Source organism: Pseudomonas sp. KB_15, from assembly GCF_052114525.1.
In the GTDB taxonomy this organism is placed as follows: Bacteria; Pseudomonadota; Gammaproteobacteria; order Pseudomonadales; family Pseudomonadaceae; genus Aquipseudomonas.
Genome location: NZ_JBFREX010000035.1, coordinates 85,303 through 98,189, shown reverse-complemented (window position 1 = coordinate 98,189; position 12,887 = coordinate 85,303). Strand labels below are relative to the sequence as shown.

The following is a 12,887-nucleotide window of genomic DNA, read 5'->3' as shown; positions in this document are numbered from 1 at the left end:
CCCACAGGGGAGTGCATTCCAAATGTGGGAGCGGGCTTGCTCCGGGCGGCGTTCCGACGAAGGCGTCAGCTCAGTCAAAACGCATACGGAATACTGACCTTGGCCCAAAGCATTTCCCCTTCAGGCCGGTTTTCCACGTCGAATTCCTTGGCCCAACGAATCTCCGCGCTGGCGTATTTGAGAAAGGTCCAGTGCAGCGCCGGACCAATCGCAAACACCTGCCCGCGCACCCCGTCGTTCACGTCCTGGCCATTGAACTGCACGGTGTGGCCGAATTGTTTGTCGTCGGTGGTTTGCTTCAGGTAGTAACCGTTCAATCCGAGCATCAGGTCGTCAGTGATTTTGAAACTGGCCGAATAGTCGAAGTGAAAAATCTGCCCCGACTTGTAATCAGTGTCTTTGTTTTTCCCGTTGAAACTGTACGTGGTCTTCATCGAAACCTCGGTTCTGTCCGTTGGCAGCCAGGTGAAGGAGAACAGCGGTTTGTAGGTGTAGAAGTTGTTGCTGGTATTGGCCAGGCGATCAACGCTGTATTCGCCGGTCGGCACGGTGACTTCAATGGCGGCGCCGAGGGTCAGGTTTTTACCCATGTCCCAGAGAATGATCGGCGCAATAGTGGTGTCGCCCATGCCTTCGCGGGTGTCCTGCAAGCCGAACACCGCGACTTCCTGCTTGAGCCAGGGCTGCGCGATGTAGCCCGCCAGCCGTCCACCAAACACGCGCACAGGGCTGAGGTAATCCAGGCGCGGAATAACCGCCGTGGATTCGATATCGACGTTCGGCACCTTGCCGCCGAGCGAACTGATGTTCAGCTTCGTGGATTTGTAGTGGTTGTAGTAGAGGTTGAACGCAACCATGTTGTCCGGAAGGCTGTCGGGCTMCAGCGGCAACATGAAAAAGCCGTCGGTGCCAGGGCCGATATTGTCCACGCCAGCCTCGGTGGCCAATGCCGGTTGCAGGGCACAGACGCTGGCGAGGCAGATGACCATCAGGGGAAATGTCGTGCGGGTCGGGATCATGGGTGCACTCATTATTATTGTTAGCGGGCTTTCCGGCGTCCATACGCAGGCCGCGATATAGAAATAAGCTGCCTGCGCCCTGCAAGGCAGGGTATTGGCGGCCATTTAGGGGGACTTCTGCGGACAGTGTTTGAACCCTGTGCTAACTTCTTTCGACATAACCGGTAACAAAAATAAGAATGCAGCTCGACCCGGAATGTATGGCCCCATGCAAATGAAAGTGATCGATCCCACCTTTGAATTGGCGCTGGTGTCACCGTTTCTCCTGCAAACCCTGGCCGAAGTCGCCGAGAAAAAAGGCATCAACCCCGAAAGCCTGTGCCGAGGGCTGGGTTTTAGCGTTGAAGACCTTCAGGACCCGGCGCAGCGTATTTCTTATCGCCAGGCCGTGGCCATGATTCAGCGCGCACTCAAAGTCTTGCCCAATCAGGGGCTGGGCCTGTGGGTCGGCGCGCAGAATGTGCTCGGTACGCTGGGGTTGCTGGGGCATGTGTTGTCGCTGTGCAAGACCCTGCGCGATGCCTTTGAACTGGGGATTCGCCATCAACACACCTCCGGCGGCATTGTCGTGTCGAGTGTGGAGGAGGCGGGTGATTGGGTGTTTGTCGACGTTGAATGCCGCTTGCCGTTCACCGACGTGCAGTTGTTCGCGGTCGAGGAGTTTTTCGCCAGCCTGCTGGTGTACGGCCGGGCGCTGGTCGGGAGGGATTTCAAACCGGTGGCCGTGGAGTTCATGCATGCCGCGCCGGACTATCTCGGCGAATACTCGCGTCTGCTGGGACCAGGCGTGCGTTTTGGAGGCCTGCAAAACCGCATGGTGATCGATGCGCATTGGCTGGACGTACACTTGCCCAATCACCATTCCCTGGCCCTGCGTCAGGCAGTGAAACTGCTCGAGCTGGAAGCCGCGCAGGTGCACCAGAAAATGGATTTGATCCAGGCGGTGGAACGGGCGATTGCCCGGGACCTGACCGAGGGCAGTCACATCGAGAAAATCGCCAGCGACCTGAACATGAGCAGCCGCACTTTGCGCCGTCGCCTCACCGAACACGCGCTGACGTTCGAAGCGCTGCTGGAACAAGTGCGCCAGGCCCGCACCATGAATCTGCTGGCCAACCCGGACATGTCCATCGAACGCATCACCGAAGTAGTCGGCTACAGCGACGTGCGCAGCTTTCGCCGGGCATTCAAGCGCTGGACAGGCATGAGCCCGAGTGCGTTCCGCAACGAAAGCCCCCCCTCGCCACAGGTTCCTGGCCTCTGACGGCACACAAACCCTCGTACTCCGGTTAAACTCCATGCTCTTTTTCAAGGAGTTCATATGAGTTATTACCAGCTGGGCATCCTCGCCACCCCCGTTCCGCCTCAAGCTCGCCATATGTTCTTCGCGCTCGAATCCGTCGAAGCATTGCCGGTTGCGCTCGACAACTTGATGCAACTGGTGGACGGGAAATCGGCTGTCGTCGGCTTCGGCGAATCCCTGGTCAAGGCGCTGGATGGGCAGATCGATGGCCTGCGAACTTTTCCGGCGTTGACGGGCGTCGGTGTCGACAATCCGTCGACCCAACACGCGCTCTGGTGCTGGCTGCACGGTGAAGACCGTGGTGAGTTGCTCAACCGCAGCAACGCCATCGAAGCGGCACTGGCCCCGGCGTTGCGCCTGGTGCAGATGAATGAAGTCTTCCGTCATAAGACCGGGCATGACCTGACCGGCTTCGAAGATGGCACCGAAAACCCCCACGACGCAGCCGCCGTGACCGCCGCCCTGGTGGGTGAGGGCGCCGACGGTACGGTGGGTGGCAGCTTCGCCGCGATCCAGCAGTGGCAGCATGACCTCAAAGGCTTCCACGCGATGCCGTCCCATGAGAAGGACAACATCATGGGCCGCCGCTTGAGCGACAACGAAGAGATCGACGATGCGCCGGTTTCCGCCCACGTCAAACGTACTGCCCAGGAAAGCTTTGCGCCTGAAGCCTTCGTGGTGCGCCGTTCGATGCCGTGGATCGAAGGCGACCGCGCCGGCCTGATGTTCCTGGCCTTTGGCTTTTCCCTCGACGCCTTCGAAGCTCAACTGCGCCGCATGAGTGGCCTGGAAGACGGCATCACCGACGGTTTGTACCGCATCAGCCGTCCGATCACCGGTGGCTACTACTGGTGTCCGCCACTCAAGGACGGTCGACTGGACCTGCGCGCGTTGCGCATCGGCTAAGCATCAGGGAGAGCTATGAACGTGGTGCGCTGGGGCATGATCGGTTGTGGCAGTGTCGCTGAACGCAAAAGCGGGCCGGCCTTCTACAAGGCGCCTGGATCGGCGTTGGTGGCGGTGATGGGGCGGCGCCTGGACGCCCTCACCGACTATGCCGCGCGCCACGGCATCGGGCGGGTCTACACCGATGCGCAAGCGTTGATCAACGATCCCGAGGTCGACGCGGTGTACATCGCCACGCCGCCCGACAGTCATCACGCTTACGCCTTGCAGGTGGCCGCCGCCGGCAAGCATTGCTGTGTCGAAAAGCCGATGGCGCTGAACGCCGGGCAAAGCCGTGAAATGCAGCAGGTGTTTGCCGATGCCGGGCTGCACTTGTTCGTGTCCTATTACCGACGTTCGCTGCCACGCTTCCGGCAAGTGCGGCAATGGCTGGAGGAGGGGCGGATCGGCGAGGTCCGGCACTTGACCTGGACGCTCACCAAAGCTCCATCGGCAGCGGACCGGAACGGAACCGATAATTGGCGCACCGACCCGGCGATTGCCGGCGGGGGCTACTTCGCGGATCTGGCCAGCCATGGCCTGGACCTGTTTCAGTATCTGCTCGGCGATATCGTCGAAGTCGCCGGGTTCACCGCACGACAGGCCGGTTTGTACGCGGCCGAAGATGCCGTCAGCGCCACTTGGCGGTTTGCCAGCGGGGCACTGGGGATGGGTTGCTGGAACTTCGTTGCAGACCGCCGCGAAGACCGTGTCGAAGTGATTGGCAGTCAAGGCCGGATCACCTTTTCAGTGTTCGATGAACACCCTGTCGAGTTGCACGCCGACGAGCACCTCAGCCTGAACATCGAGCATCACGCGCACATTCAGTGGCACCACGTATTGGGCATGAATGCGCATATTCGTGGTGAGGCTCAGCACCCCGCCGTGGCCGAGCAGGCGCTGAAGACCGATTGGGTGATGGACCAGATCCCAACTTTACTGCTCAGGTATACCGCATTCGCGAGCAAGCCCGCTCCCACATTTGTTCTTGCGTCGCGCATCTAACCTTATGCTCATTCGATATTTCTCAAGCTTGTCATAACCTATCTAAGATCACGTCATAACTCGTTATAACAAGTGATCTGCCATGACCGATAACGTTCTATCCCTGAGCAGCGTCCCGTTGCACACACAGCTGCGAGACGTGCTGCGTGCCCGCATCCTCGACGGCGAATATCCGCAAGACAGCCAGATGCCCTCCGAGAGCGAACTCGGCGTGTTGTTCAAGGTCAGCCGCATCACCGTGCGCCAGGCCTTGGGTGACCTGCAAAAGGAAGGGCTGATTTTCAGGATCCACGGCAAAGGCACCTTCGTCGCCAAGCCGAAAACCTTCCAGAACGTCGGCACCCTGCAAGGCCTGGCCGAGTCCATGACCGGTCGCGGCTACGAGGTGATCAACCGTCTGCGCAGCTTCAAATTCATTGCCGCCGACAAGCGGGTGTCCGAGCGCTTGCAGGTCGCCGAAGGCGAGACCGTGGCGCAGATCAAACGGGTGCGCCTGATCAACCGCGAGCCGGTTTCCCTGGAAATCACTTATCTGCCCAAGGCCATTGGTGAGCGCCTGGAAAAAGCCGACCTGGTCACCCGCGACATCTTCCTGATCCTGGAAAACGACTGCGGCCTGGCCCTGGGACACGCCGATCTGGCCATCGATGCGGTACTGGCCGACAGCGACCTGACCCGGGCGCTGAACGTCGAGCCCGGCTCGCCGATCATGCGGATCGAGCGCCTGACCCATGATGTCGACGGTCGCCCGCTGGACTTCGAACACCTTTACTACCGTGGCGATGCCTTCCAGTACCGCCTGCGGATCGACCGGCACAAAGGGGATCAGGCATGACCCATAGCTCAATGACTGGCAGCTCCATGACTAGAAGCACCCTCGAACAGGAGTACGACATCGTCGTGATCGGCGGCGGCACCGCCGGCCCCATGGCGGCGATCAAGGCCAAGGAACGCAACCGCGACCTGCGGGTGTTGCTGATCGACAAGGCCAACGTCAAGCGCAGCGGCGCGATCAGCATGGGCATGGACGGCCTGAACAACGCGATCATTCCCGGTCACTCGACACCGGAGCAATACACCAAGGAAATCACCATCGCCAACGACGGCATCGTCAACCAGGCCGCGGTGTACGCCTATGCCACCCACAGCTTCGAAACCATCGAGCAACTGGACCGCTGGGGCGTGAAGTTCGAGAAGGACGAAACCGGCGACTACGCGGTAAAGAAGGTCCACCACATGGGCGCTTACGTGTTGCCGATGCCGGAAGGGCATGACATCAAGAAGGTCCTCTACCGGCAGTTGAAGCGCGCGCGGGTGAGCATCACCAATCGCCTGGTGTGCACGCGTTTGCTGACGGATGAAGAGGGCGCGGTCAATGGCGTGATGGGCTTCGACTGCCGCACGGCGGACTTCCATGTGATCAAGGCCAAGGCGGTGATCCTCGCCTGCGGTGCTGCCGGACGCCTGGGGTTGCCGTCATCCGGTTACCTGATGGGCACCTACGAAAACCCGACCAATGCCGGCGACGGCTACTCGATGGCCTATCACGCCGGGGCTGAACTGGCGAACCTGGAATGCTTCCAGATCAACCCGCTGATCAAGGATTACAACGGCCCGGCCTGCGCCTACGTCACCGGTCCCTTGGGCGGCTACACCGCCAACAACAAGGGCGAACGCTTCATCGAGTGCGACTACTGGAGCGGGCAGATGATGTGGGAATTCCACCAGGAGCTGGAAAGCGGCAATGGTCCGGTGTTCCTCAAGCTCGATCACCTGGCCGAGGAAACCATCCAGAATATCGAAGAGATCCTGCACAGCAACGAGCGGCCGAGTCGCGGCCAGTTCCATGCCAATCGCGGCACCGACTACCGCACGCAGATGGTCGAGATGCACATCTCGGAAATCGGCTTTTGCAGCGGGCATTCGGCCTCGGGTGTGTGGGTCAACGAGAAGGCCGAAACCTCGGTCAAGGGCTTGTACTCGGCCGGTGACATGGCCGCGGTGCCGCACAACTACATGCTCGGCGCGTTCACCTATGGCTGGTTCGCCGGCAACAACGCGGCGGATTTTGTCGCCGGGCGCGAGTTTTCGGCACTGGATGCCCGGCAGATCGAAACCGAAAAACAACGGGTCTACGCACCGCTTGACCGTTTACACGGTCTGCCACCGGCCCAGGTCGAATACAAGCTGCGGCGCTTCGTCAACGACTACCTGCAACCGCCGAAAGTGACGAAGAAGATGCAGATCGGCCTGCAACGCTTCAGCGATATCCAGCGCGACCTCGACCAGATCAAGGCCCACAACGCCCACGAACTGATGCGCGCCATGGAAGTCAGCATGATCCGCGACTGCGCCGAAATGGCCGCCCGCGCTTCATTGTTCCGCGCCGAAAGCCGTTGGGGGCTTTACCACTATCGCGTCGATCACCCACAACGCAACGACCGCGACTGGTTCTGCCATTGCCACTTGAAGAAAGACGAAAACGGGTTGATGAGCAGTTTCAGGAAAGCCGTCGAGCCTTACATCATCCCGCTGGATGCCGACGAGATGCAGGCCTACGACCGGCTGCGGGTCGGTGCCGATGCGGCTTGATGCCGACCACAAAAGAGAGACCGAACATGGCTTACCAACCCCAGGAAATCTTCTTCCGCTCCAACGCACCTGTCACGGTCGATGAAGACAAATGCATCGCCCACAAAGGCTGCACCGTGTGCGTCGACGTTTGCCCGATGGACCTGCTGGCGATCAACCCGGCCACGCAAAAGGCCTACATGGCGTTCGACGAATGCTGGTACTGCATGCCCTGTGAAAAGGACTGCCCGACCGGGGCCGTGAAAGTGGAGATCCCTTATTTATTGCGCTGACTGACAGGACGCCATCGCGGGCAAGCCCGCTCCCACAATGGATCGAAGCCAGTTGCAAGTTCCGAGTACACCGAAAAAACCTGTGGGAGCGGGCTTGCTCGCGAAGAGGCCAGCCCTAACAACCCAAAACGCCATCCGGCAACAACCGGACGCCTGATTCAAAACACCCCTCGTTTCCCACCGCGCCCTGATCGTGGCGGAGACGAACATCCAATAAATGATTCGAGGGGAAACACTCATGATGTTGCGTGCAGCTTTGGCCGGTCTGGTACTGGCTTCATTCACCCTGTCGGCCTCGGCCGAAACCATCCGCATTGCCATCGGCACCCAGGACACCACCATCAACTGCGCCGCCGGCGGGTTGTTGATTCGCGAACTCGGGCTGCTGGACAAATACCTGCCCCACGACGGCCCTTACAAAGACGCCCAATACGACGTGCAGTGGAAAAACTTCACCAGCGGCGCGCCCCTGACCAACGAGATGGTGGCGGGCAAACTCGACTTCGGCGCCATGGCCGATTTCCCCGGTGCCTTCAACGGTGTCGCGTTCGAAACGGCGGGCAAGCACAGTCTGTTTATCAGCGTGCTGTCGGGCAGCATCAAGGGCAGCGGCAACGGCATCGTGGTGCCAAGCGCATCGGGCGTGCAGTCGCTGGCAGAGCTGAAAGGCAAGACCATTTCCGTGCCGTTCGCTTCCACCGCCCATGGCCTGTTGCTGCGCGCCGTCGCGGCCCAGGGCTGGGACCCGCTCAAGGACGTGAACATCATTGCCCAGCCACCGGAAGTCGCCGGCTCCGCGTTGCAGGCTGGCAAGATCGATGCTCACGCCGACTTCGTGCCCTTCGCCGAACTGTTCCCGAGCCGTGGTTTCGCGCGCAAGATTTATGACGGTTCCCAGGCCAATGCGCCGACCTTTCACGGTGCGCTGGTCGATCAGGCCTATGCGAAGCAGTATCCGGAAATCGTCGTCGCTTACCTGCGGGCGAGTATCGAAGCCAACCAACTGCTGGCGGCTGAACCGGAGAAATACAGCGAGCTGATCGCCAGGGTCACCGGGGTCGATGCCGAGGTCAATTACCTGTTCCATGGTCCCCTCGGCGTGCAGACCCGCGACCTGAGCTGGAAGCCGGAATACCGTCAGGCCGTGGGCACCGCCATCGACACCCTCAAKTTGTTGAAGAAGGCCGATCGCGGTCTCGATCTCAACCACTTCATCGACGACCAGTACATCCGCGCCGCCTTCAAGGCCTCGAACCTGGACTACAGCGCGCAGCTTGCGAACTACCAGCAGACGCCGCTCAAGGCCGTCGATGCCTCCAGCGGCAAAGCCATCACTGACTTCAGTCACGTGGCGGAAATCTGGGTGCGCGGCGAGCCGAAGGTTCGTCAATACGCCTCGGCGCAAGCGGCCTTTGCCGCGTTGGCCAGCCTCAGGCAGGAAGGCAAGAACATCCGCGCGGTGTACACCCAGGCCAGCGACAGCGGGATCAAGTTGCTGGCGGATCAGGCGTGGTTTGCCACCGATGGGAAAGGGCAGCTGAGTGCGTTCCTGCTCAAAGGCCAGGCCCAGCAGTTCGCCACGGCGCAGGGCGGCAAAGTGTTCGACTTCGCCGATGCCACCACACAGGCCGTGGCCGCCCGCTAACAGTCATAACACCGCAATCCCCTGTGGGAGCGGGCTTGCCCGCGATGAGGCCAGACCAGTCGACATCGATGTCGTTTGACCCACCGCAATCGCGGGCAAGCCCGCTCCCACAGGGATCTCGGTTGAGAGGAATAATTGTGTACCGACCATTTGCGCGCTGGATTCCCAGAGCCGCTTCACTGCTGCTCTGCCTGCTGTTCTGGCAACTCGCCGCCAGCCACCATTGGAACCTTGGCCTGGTGACCTTCGCCAACGTCCCGACACCCTTGGCGGTCATTGAAGCCGCCCTCGGGCTCGGCGACTCCGGCAAACTCGCGCAGCACCTGGGCAGCAGTCTCGGCCGGGTGTTCGCCGGTTACCTCGCGGCGCTGATCATTGGCGTGACCCTGGGCCTGGCCATCGGCCGCTCGAGATGGGCCGAAGATCTATTGCTGCCACCCCTGGAAGTGCTGCGCCCGATCCCGGCGGTGGCGTGGATTCCCCTGGCGATCCTGATGTTTCCCTCGTCGGAACTGTCGATGGTGTTCATCACCTTCACTGGCGCACTGTTCCCGATCCTGCTCAACACCGTGCACGGCGTCGAAGGCGTCGACCCACGGCTGATCGCCTCGGCGAAAAGCCTCGGGGCAGGGCGCCGGGCCATCCTGCTGGAGGTCGTACTTCCGGGCGCGGCGCCGAGCATCATCACCGGCCTGGCCATCGGCATGGGCACCTCGTGGTTCTGCCTGGTGACGGCGGAAATGATCTCCGGCCAATTCGGCATCGGCTATTACACCTGGGAGTCCTACACCATCCAGAACTACGCCGACATCGTGGTCGGCATGTTGCTGATCGGCGTGCTCGGGATGGGCAGCAGCCTGTTGATCAAACGCCTGGGCGGGCTCTTCACGCCTTGGCATCGACCGCGAGGAAAAGCCTGATGAGCGTTTTTCAACACCTAGAAGGGCGAATCGATATACGCGGGCTGTCGATCAGCCTGGGYGAGGGCCACGGGGCTTTCGAAGCGGTGCAGGGCCTCGATTGCCAGATTGAACCGGGCCAGTTCGTGTGCATTCTCGGGCCGTCCGGTTGCGGCAAGTCCACCTTGCTTGGCGCCCTGGCCGGCCACCTGCAACCGCGCAGCGGCACCTTGAGCGTGGATGGCGCGCCGGTGTCAGGGCCATCGCCACAACGCGGCATGGTGTTCCAGCAGCACACCCTGTTTCCCTGGCGTACGGTGCGTGACAACGTGGCGTTCGGCTTGAAAATGCGCGGTGTCGGCAAGGTCGAACGGCACAAGGCGGCGGATGAAATCCTCGCGCTGGTGGGCCTTGAAGGCTTTGCCGGGCGCTGGCCCGACCAGCTCTCCGGCGGCATGCAGCAACGGGTGGAAATTGCCCGGGTGCTGGTCAACCGTCCGCGCCTGTTGCTGATGGACGAACCCTTCGGTGCCCTCGATGCCCTGACCCGGTTGAATATGCAGGAACTGCTGCTGGACATCTGGACGCGCATCCGCACCACCGTGGTGTTTGTCACCCATGACATCGACGAAGCGCTGTTCCTCGCCGATCGCTTGCTGGTCATGAGCCCGCGTCCCGGCCGAATCATCGAAGACCTGCGTCTGGACTTCCCCAGGCCGCGCAGTACCGAACTGGTGACCCGCCCCGAATTCTCGCACCTCAAGCGACATTGCCTCGAACTCCTGCGGCACGAAGACGGTCGGCAGCTGCCGCGCCTGAACCCGCTCGGACTTCCCCCTGAAAACAAACTGCCGCGATTTGCCCTATGACCTCTCTATTCGATGTTACCGATAACGACGACATTCTTGCCCTGCAACCGCGCCTGACCGATGACGACCCCGGCGTGCGCCGGATCGCACTGATCGAGCTGGCCGATCTCGAGGAGCCGGACGGCCTGCAGTGGTTGATCGATCGACTGGCCGAAGACCCGAGTGCAGACGTTCGCGCCGAAGCCGCACGGTTACTGGAAGCCTGGGAGGACGCGCCCGTGGTCGAAGCGTTGTGCCAGGCCCTGACGGATCCATCCCCGGCGGTGCAGGCGGCCGCTGCGCAAAGCCTCAGCCTGCTCAAGAGCGAAGCGGCGGGCCGGGTCATTCTGCCGTGGACCGGGCACGCCGACAGCGGCGTACGCATTGCCGCGTTCCGGGCGTTGCGCGAATTGCGTTGCCCCGATGCCGCCGACGCGGCTGCCCGGGCACTGGACGATGAAAGCGCCAGCGTGCGTCGCGAGGCGGTGGGCGTGCTCGGCTGGCTCAAGCAACTCGATGCCTTGCCGGCACTGGCGCGGTTGGCCAGCGCTGACCCGGACACCGACGTGCGGCGTGCCGCCACCGGGGCGCTGGGCCTGGCGTCTGACGCGCAGGTGCTGCCGGCCCTGCGCCAGGCCTTGCGGGACGATGCCTGGCAAGTCCGCGAAGAAGCCGCCACCACCCTGGGCAAGGTCGGCCACCCCGACGCCGGCCCGGCCCTGATCGATGCCTTGGGCGACGATTACTGGCAGGTACGCTTGCGCGCTACCCGCAGCCTCGGCCGCTTGCGTTATGGACCGGCGCTCGATGCGCTGATCGAAACCCTCGGCCACCGCATCAGCAACCTGCGCAAGGAAGCCGCGTTGGCCCTTGGCGAACTGAGCGACGCAGGGGCCATTGCGCCATTACAGGCCGCGCAACACGACGGCGACCCTGAAGTGCGCAAGGCCGTGCGCATTGCCTTGAGTCAACTGCAATGAATCCGCTGGCGATTGGCAATTCCCGCAGCAAACAACAACTGCGCCTGAACTGGCCCGATGGTCGCGAACAACTGCTGGACCACGCCGAGTTGCGCCGGCGGTGTCCGTGTTCGCAATGCCGGGCGTTTCGTATGCGGGGGATGGCGCCGTTGGTGGATGCCCGGGTGCGGGTGATCGAACTGAACCCGCAGGGCTATGGCCTGCAACTGGTCTTCAGCGATGGGCATGAGCGGGGGATTTATCCGTGGGCGTATCTGGCTGGACTTACCGACTGAATCGAATTCCATTCCTCATCGGGAGTTGTCGCGATCTGCGGCAGCTCCCCCGTGCGCTTCCAGTGGTTTATGTTGCGAATACAGGTTCAGTAACGGCCCGGATAAACGCATCGTCCACAGTCTTTACTCCATACTTCTGCATGAACTCACTGCCGTTGTTAAAGCGATTGAAGCGTTGCTGGCTGATCATATAAAAATAATCACAATGGTTAATTATTTCATCAACATTGTGCGAGGAAACCAGAATGGCGGTGCCCTCCCTGGCAGCGCCGTGAAGACATTGCCAAATATAGTGACGAAATTCTGGATCTACACCGGCAGTAGGTTCGTCGAGAATCACAAAGTCTGCAGAAATTGAAAGAAGAGAAAGAGTAAAGAACCAACGTGTCTCTCCGTAGCTGCATAGTGATGATTTTTTGTTCCATATGTCTTGGTATCGGCCAACTATTGCAGGGCTCCACGCACTTAGTTTTTTCAGGGTTTTATCTTGTGTCATGGGTTCGTTTGATGACAGCGCAGACACCATTTTAAAAATGTCACGCATACGCAGTGGTGGGGGAGTGGAAATGATTTGAGAAAGGTATAAAAAGTGACTGAATTCGTTTTTTATGAAGCCGGACTTTGCTTTTTTAAGGTCACAGACGATATCGAAAAAAGTTGTTTTTCCAGATCCATTGGGTCCCAGAATGCCGACAATGTCACCTTGAGCAACCTCAAGAGATGCCTGGGTCAAGAGGGGGGTGTCTGTATAGGAGAAGTCAATGTTCTGTGCCGTGAATTTTTTCATCAGTACCGGCTCCATACGGGATTTATTCTTAGGTGTTTGAGAGTTATGTGCAGTACAAAAGTAAATAAAAGAACTATTGCAGCTGTGATGAGTTTGTTGGATTCAAGGCCTTGTTCCATTATTTGGCTTGCAAGTGTCAGTGGGTTTGCGAGGTTCAAAGCGTCGGTGATGGGGTTTGATCTGCTGGCACTCATTACTCCGAGGATCAACATGCAGAACGAAAAAATGGAAAGCAAAGTGTTCGAGTTCTGAAAGTTGATCGGTAGCAATGAAAATGCAGCCCCAAAAGTGCAGAACATGATAAAGCAGATGTAAAA

Annotated in this window: 12 protein-coding genes and 1 pseudogene; 11 read left to right on the top strand and 2 right to left on the bottom strand. The window is 60.2% G+C overall.

Going from position 1 to position 12,887, the window contains the following annotated elements:
* Positions 1-74: 74 nt before the first annotated feature.
* Positions 75-989, bottom strand: coding sequence for a SphA family protein (locus AB4Z35_RS22570; RefSeq protein WP_442099514.1), 915 nt, complete (start codon positions 987-989; stop codon positions 75-77).
* Positions 990-1,227: 238 nt separating this feature from the next.
* On the opposite strand from AB4Z35_RS22570, the gene AB4Z35_RS22565 reads away from it, so the two are divergent.
* From AB4Z35_RS22565 to AB4Z35_RS22515, 11 genes and pseudogenes are all read left to right on the top strand, one after another.
* A complete protein-coding gene (locus AB4Z35_RS22565; protein WP_442099511.1) occupies positions 1,228-2,283 on the top strand; it encodes an AraC family transcriptional regulator in 1,056 nt (351 codons plus the stop codon).
* 57 nt (positions 2,284-2,340) lie between these two features.
* Entirely contained in the window at positions 2,341-3,228 is an 888-nt protein-coding gene (locus AB4Z35_RS22560) for a Dyp-type peroxidase (RefSeq protein WP_442099509.1), read from the top strand.
* A gap of 15 nt (positions 3,229-3,243) precedes the next feature.
* A pseudogene (locus AB4Z35_RS22555) lies at positions 3,244-4,197 on the top strand (Gfo/Idh/MocA family protein); the annotation flags it as partial.
* A 157-nt stretch (positions 4,198-4,354) separates the two neighbouring features.
* Positions 4,355-5,107, top strand: coding sequence for a GntR family transcriptional regulator (locus AB4Z35_RS22550; RefSeq protein WP_442099507.1), 753 nt, complete (start codon positions 4,355-4,357; stop codon positions 5,105-5,107).
* A 26-nt stretch (positions 5,108-5,133) separates the two neighbouring features.
* Entirely contained in the window at positions 5,134-6,864 is a 1,731-nt protein-coding gene (locus tag AB4Z35_RS22545; protein ID WP_108228409.1) for a fumarate reductase/succinate dehydrogenase flavoprotein subunit, read from the top strand.
* Positions 6,865-6,890: 26 nt separating this feature from the next.
* Positions 6,891-7,136, top strand: coding sequence for a 4Fe-4S dicluster domain-containing protein (locus AB4Z35_RS22540; RefSeq protein WP_003180418.1), 246 nt, complete (start codon positions 6,891-6,893; stop codon positions 7,134-7,136).
* 238 nt (positions 7,137-7,374) lie between these two features.
* Complete coding sequence (locus AB4Z35_RS22535; protein ID WP_442099505.1) at positions 7,375-8,781, top strand: ABC transporter substrate-binding protein; 1,407 nt, start codon at positions 7,375-7,377, stop codon at positions 8,779-8,781.
* Between the two features lie 137 nt (positions 8,782-8,918).
* Positions 8,919-9,701, top strand: a complete 783-nt coding sequence (locus AB4Z35_RS22530) for an ABC transporter permease (RefSeq protein ID WP_442099503.1) — start codon at positions 8,919-8,921, stop codon at positions 9,699-9,701.
* Positions 9,701-10,549, top strand: a complete 849-nt coding sequence (locus AB4Z35_RS22525) for an ABC transporter ATP-binding protein (protein WP_442099501.1) — start codon at positions 9,701-9,703, stop codon at positions 10,547-10,549. Before AB4Z35_RS22530 ends, AB4Z35_RS22525 begins: the two co-directional genes overlap by 1 nt.
* The gene (locus tag AB4Z35_RS22520; protein WP_442099499.1) at positions 10,546-11,508 is read left to right on the top strand and encodes a HEAT repeat domain-containing protein; all 963 of its coding nucleotides are present in this window, start codon (positions 10,546-10,548) and stop codon (positions 11,506-11,508) included. Before AB4Z35_RS22525 ends, AB4Z35_RS22520 begins: the two co-directional genes overlap by 4 nt.
* On the top strand, positions 11,505-11,783 hold the full coding sequence (locus tag AB4Z35_RS22515) for a DUF971 domain-containing protein (protein WP_442099497.1): 279 nt from the start codon (positions 11,505-11,507) through the stop codon (positions 11,781-11,783). The genes AB4Z35_RS22520 and AB4Z35_RS22515 overlap by 4 nt, the downstream gene beginning before the upstream one ends.
* A gap of 67 nt (positions 11,784-11,850) precedes the next feature.
* On the opposite strand, the gene AB4Z35_RS22510 is transcribed toward AB4Z35_RS22515, so the two are convergent.
* A complete protein-coding gene (locus AB4Z35_RS22510) occupies positions 11,851-12,570 on the bottom strand; it encodes an AAA family ATPase (protein WP_442099495.1) in 720 nt (239 codons plus the stop codon).
* Positions 12,571-12,887: the final 317 nt, after the last annotated feature.

Coding starts and splice junctions, on each gene's coding strand:
- AB4Z35_RS22510 (WP_442099495.1), bottom strand. CDS start 12,570: ATGAAAAAATTCACGGCACAGAACATTGACTTCTCCTATACAGACACC.
- AB4Z35_RS22545 (WP_108228409.1), top strand. CDS start 5,134: ATGACTAGAAGCACCCTCGAACAGGAGTACGACATCGTCGTGATCGGC.
- AB4Z35_RS22515 (WP_442099497.1), top strand. CDS start 11,505: ATGAATCCGCTGGCGATTGGCAATTCCCGCAGCAAACAACAACTGCGC.
- AB4Z35_RS22540 (WP_003180418.1), top strand. CDS start 6,891: ATGGCTTACCAACCCCAGGAAATCTTCTTCCGCTCCAACGCACCTGTC.
- AB4Z35_RS22560 (WP_442099509.1), top strand. CDS start 2,341: ATGAGTTATTACCAGCTGGGCATCCTCGCCACCCCCGTTCCGCCTCAA.
- AB4Z35_RS22520 (WP_442099499.1), top strand. CDS start 10,546: ATGACCTCTCTATTCGATGTTACCGATAACGACGACATTCTTGCCCTG.
- AB4Z35_RS22565 (WP_442099511.1), top strand. CDS start 1,228: ATGCAAATGAAAGTGATCGATCCCACCTTTGAATTGGCGCTGGTGTCA.
- AB4Z35_RS22550 (WP_442099507.1), top strand. CDS start 4,355: ATGACCGATAACGTTCTATCCCTGAGCAGCGTCCCGTTGCACACACAG.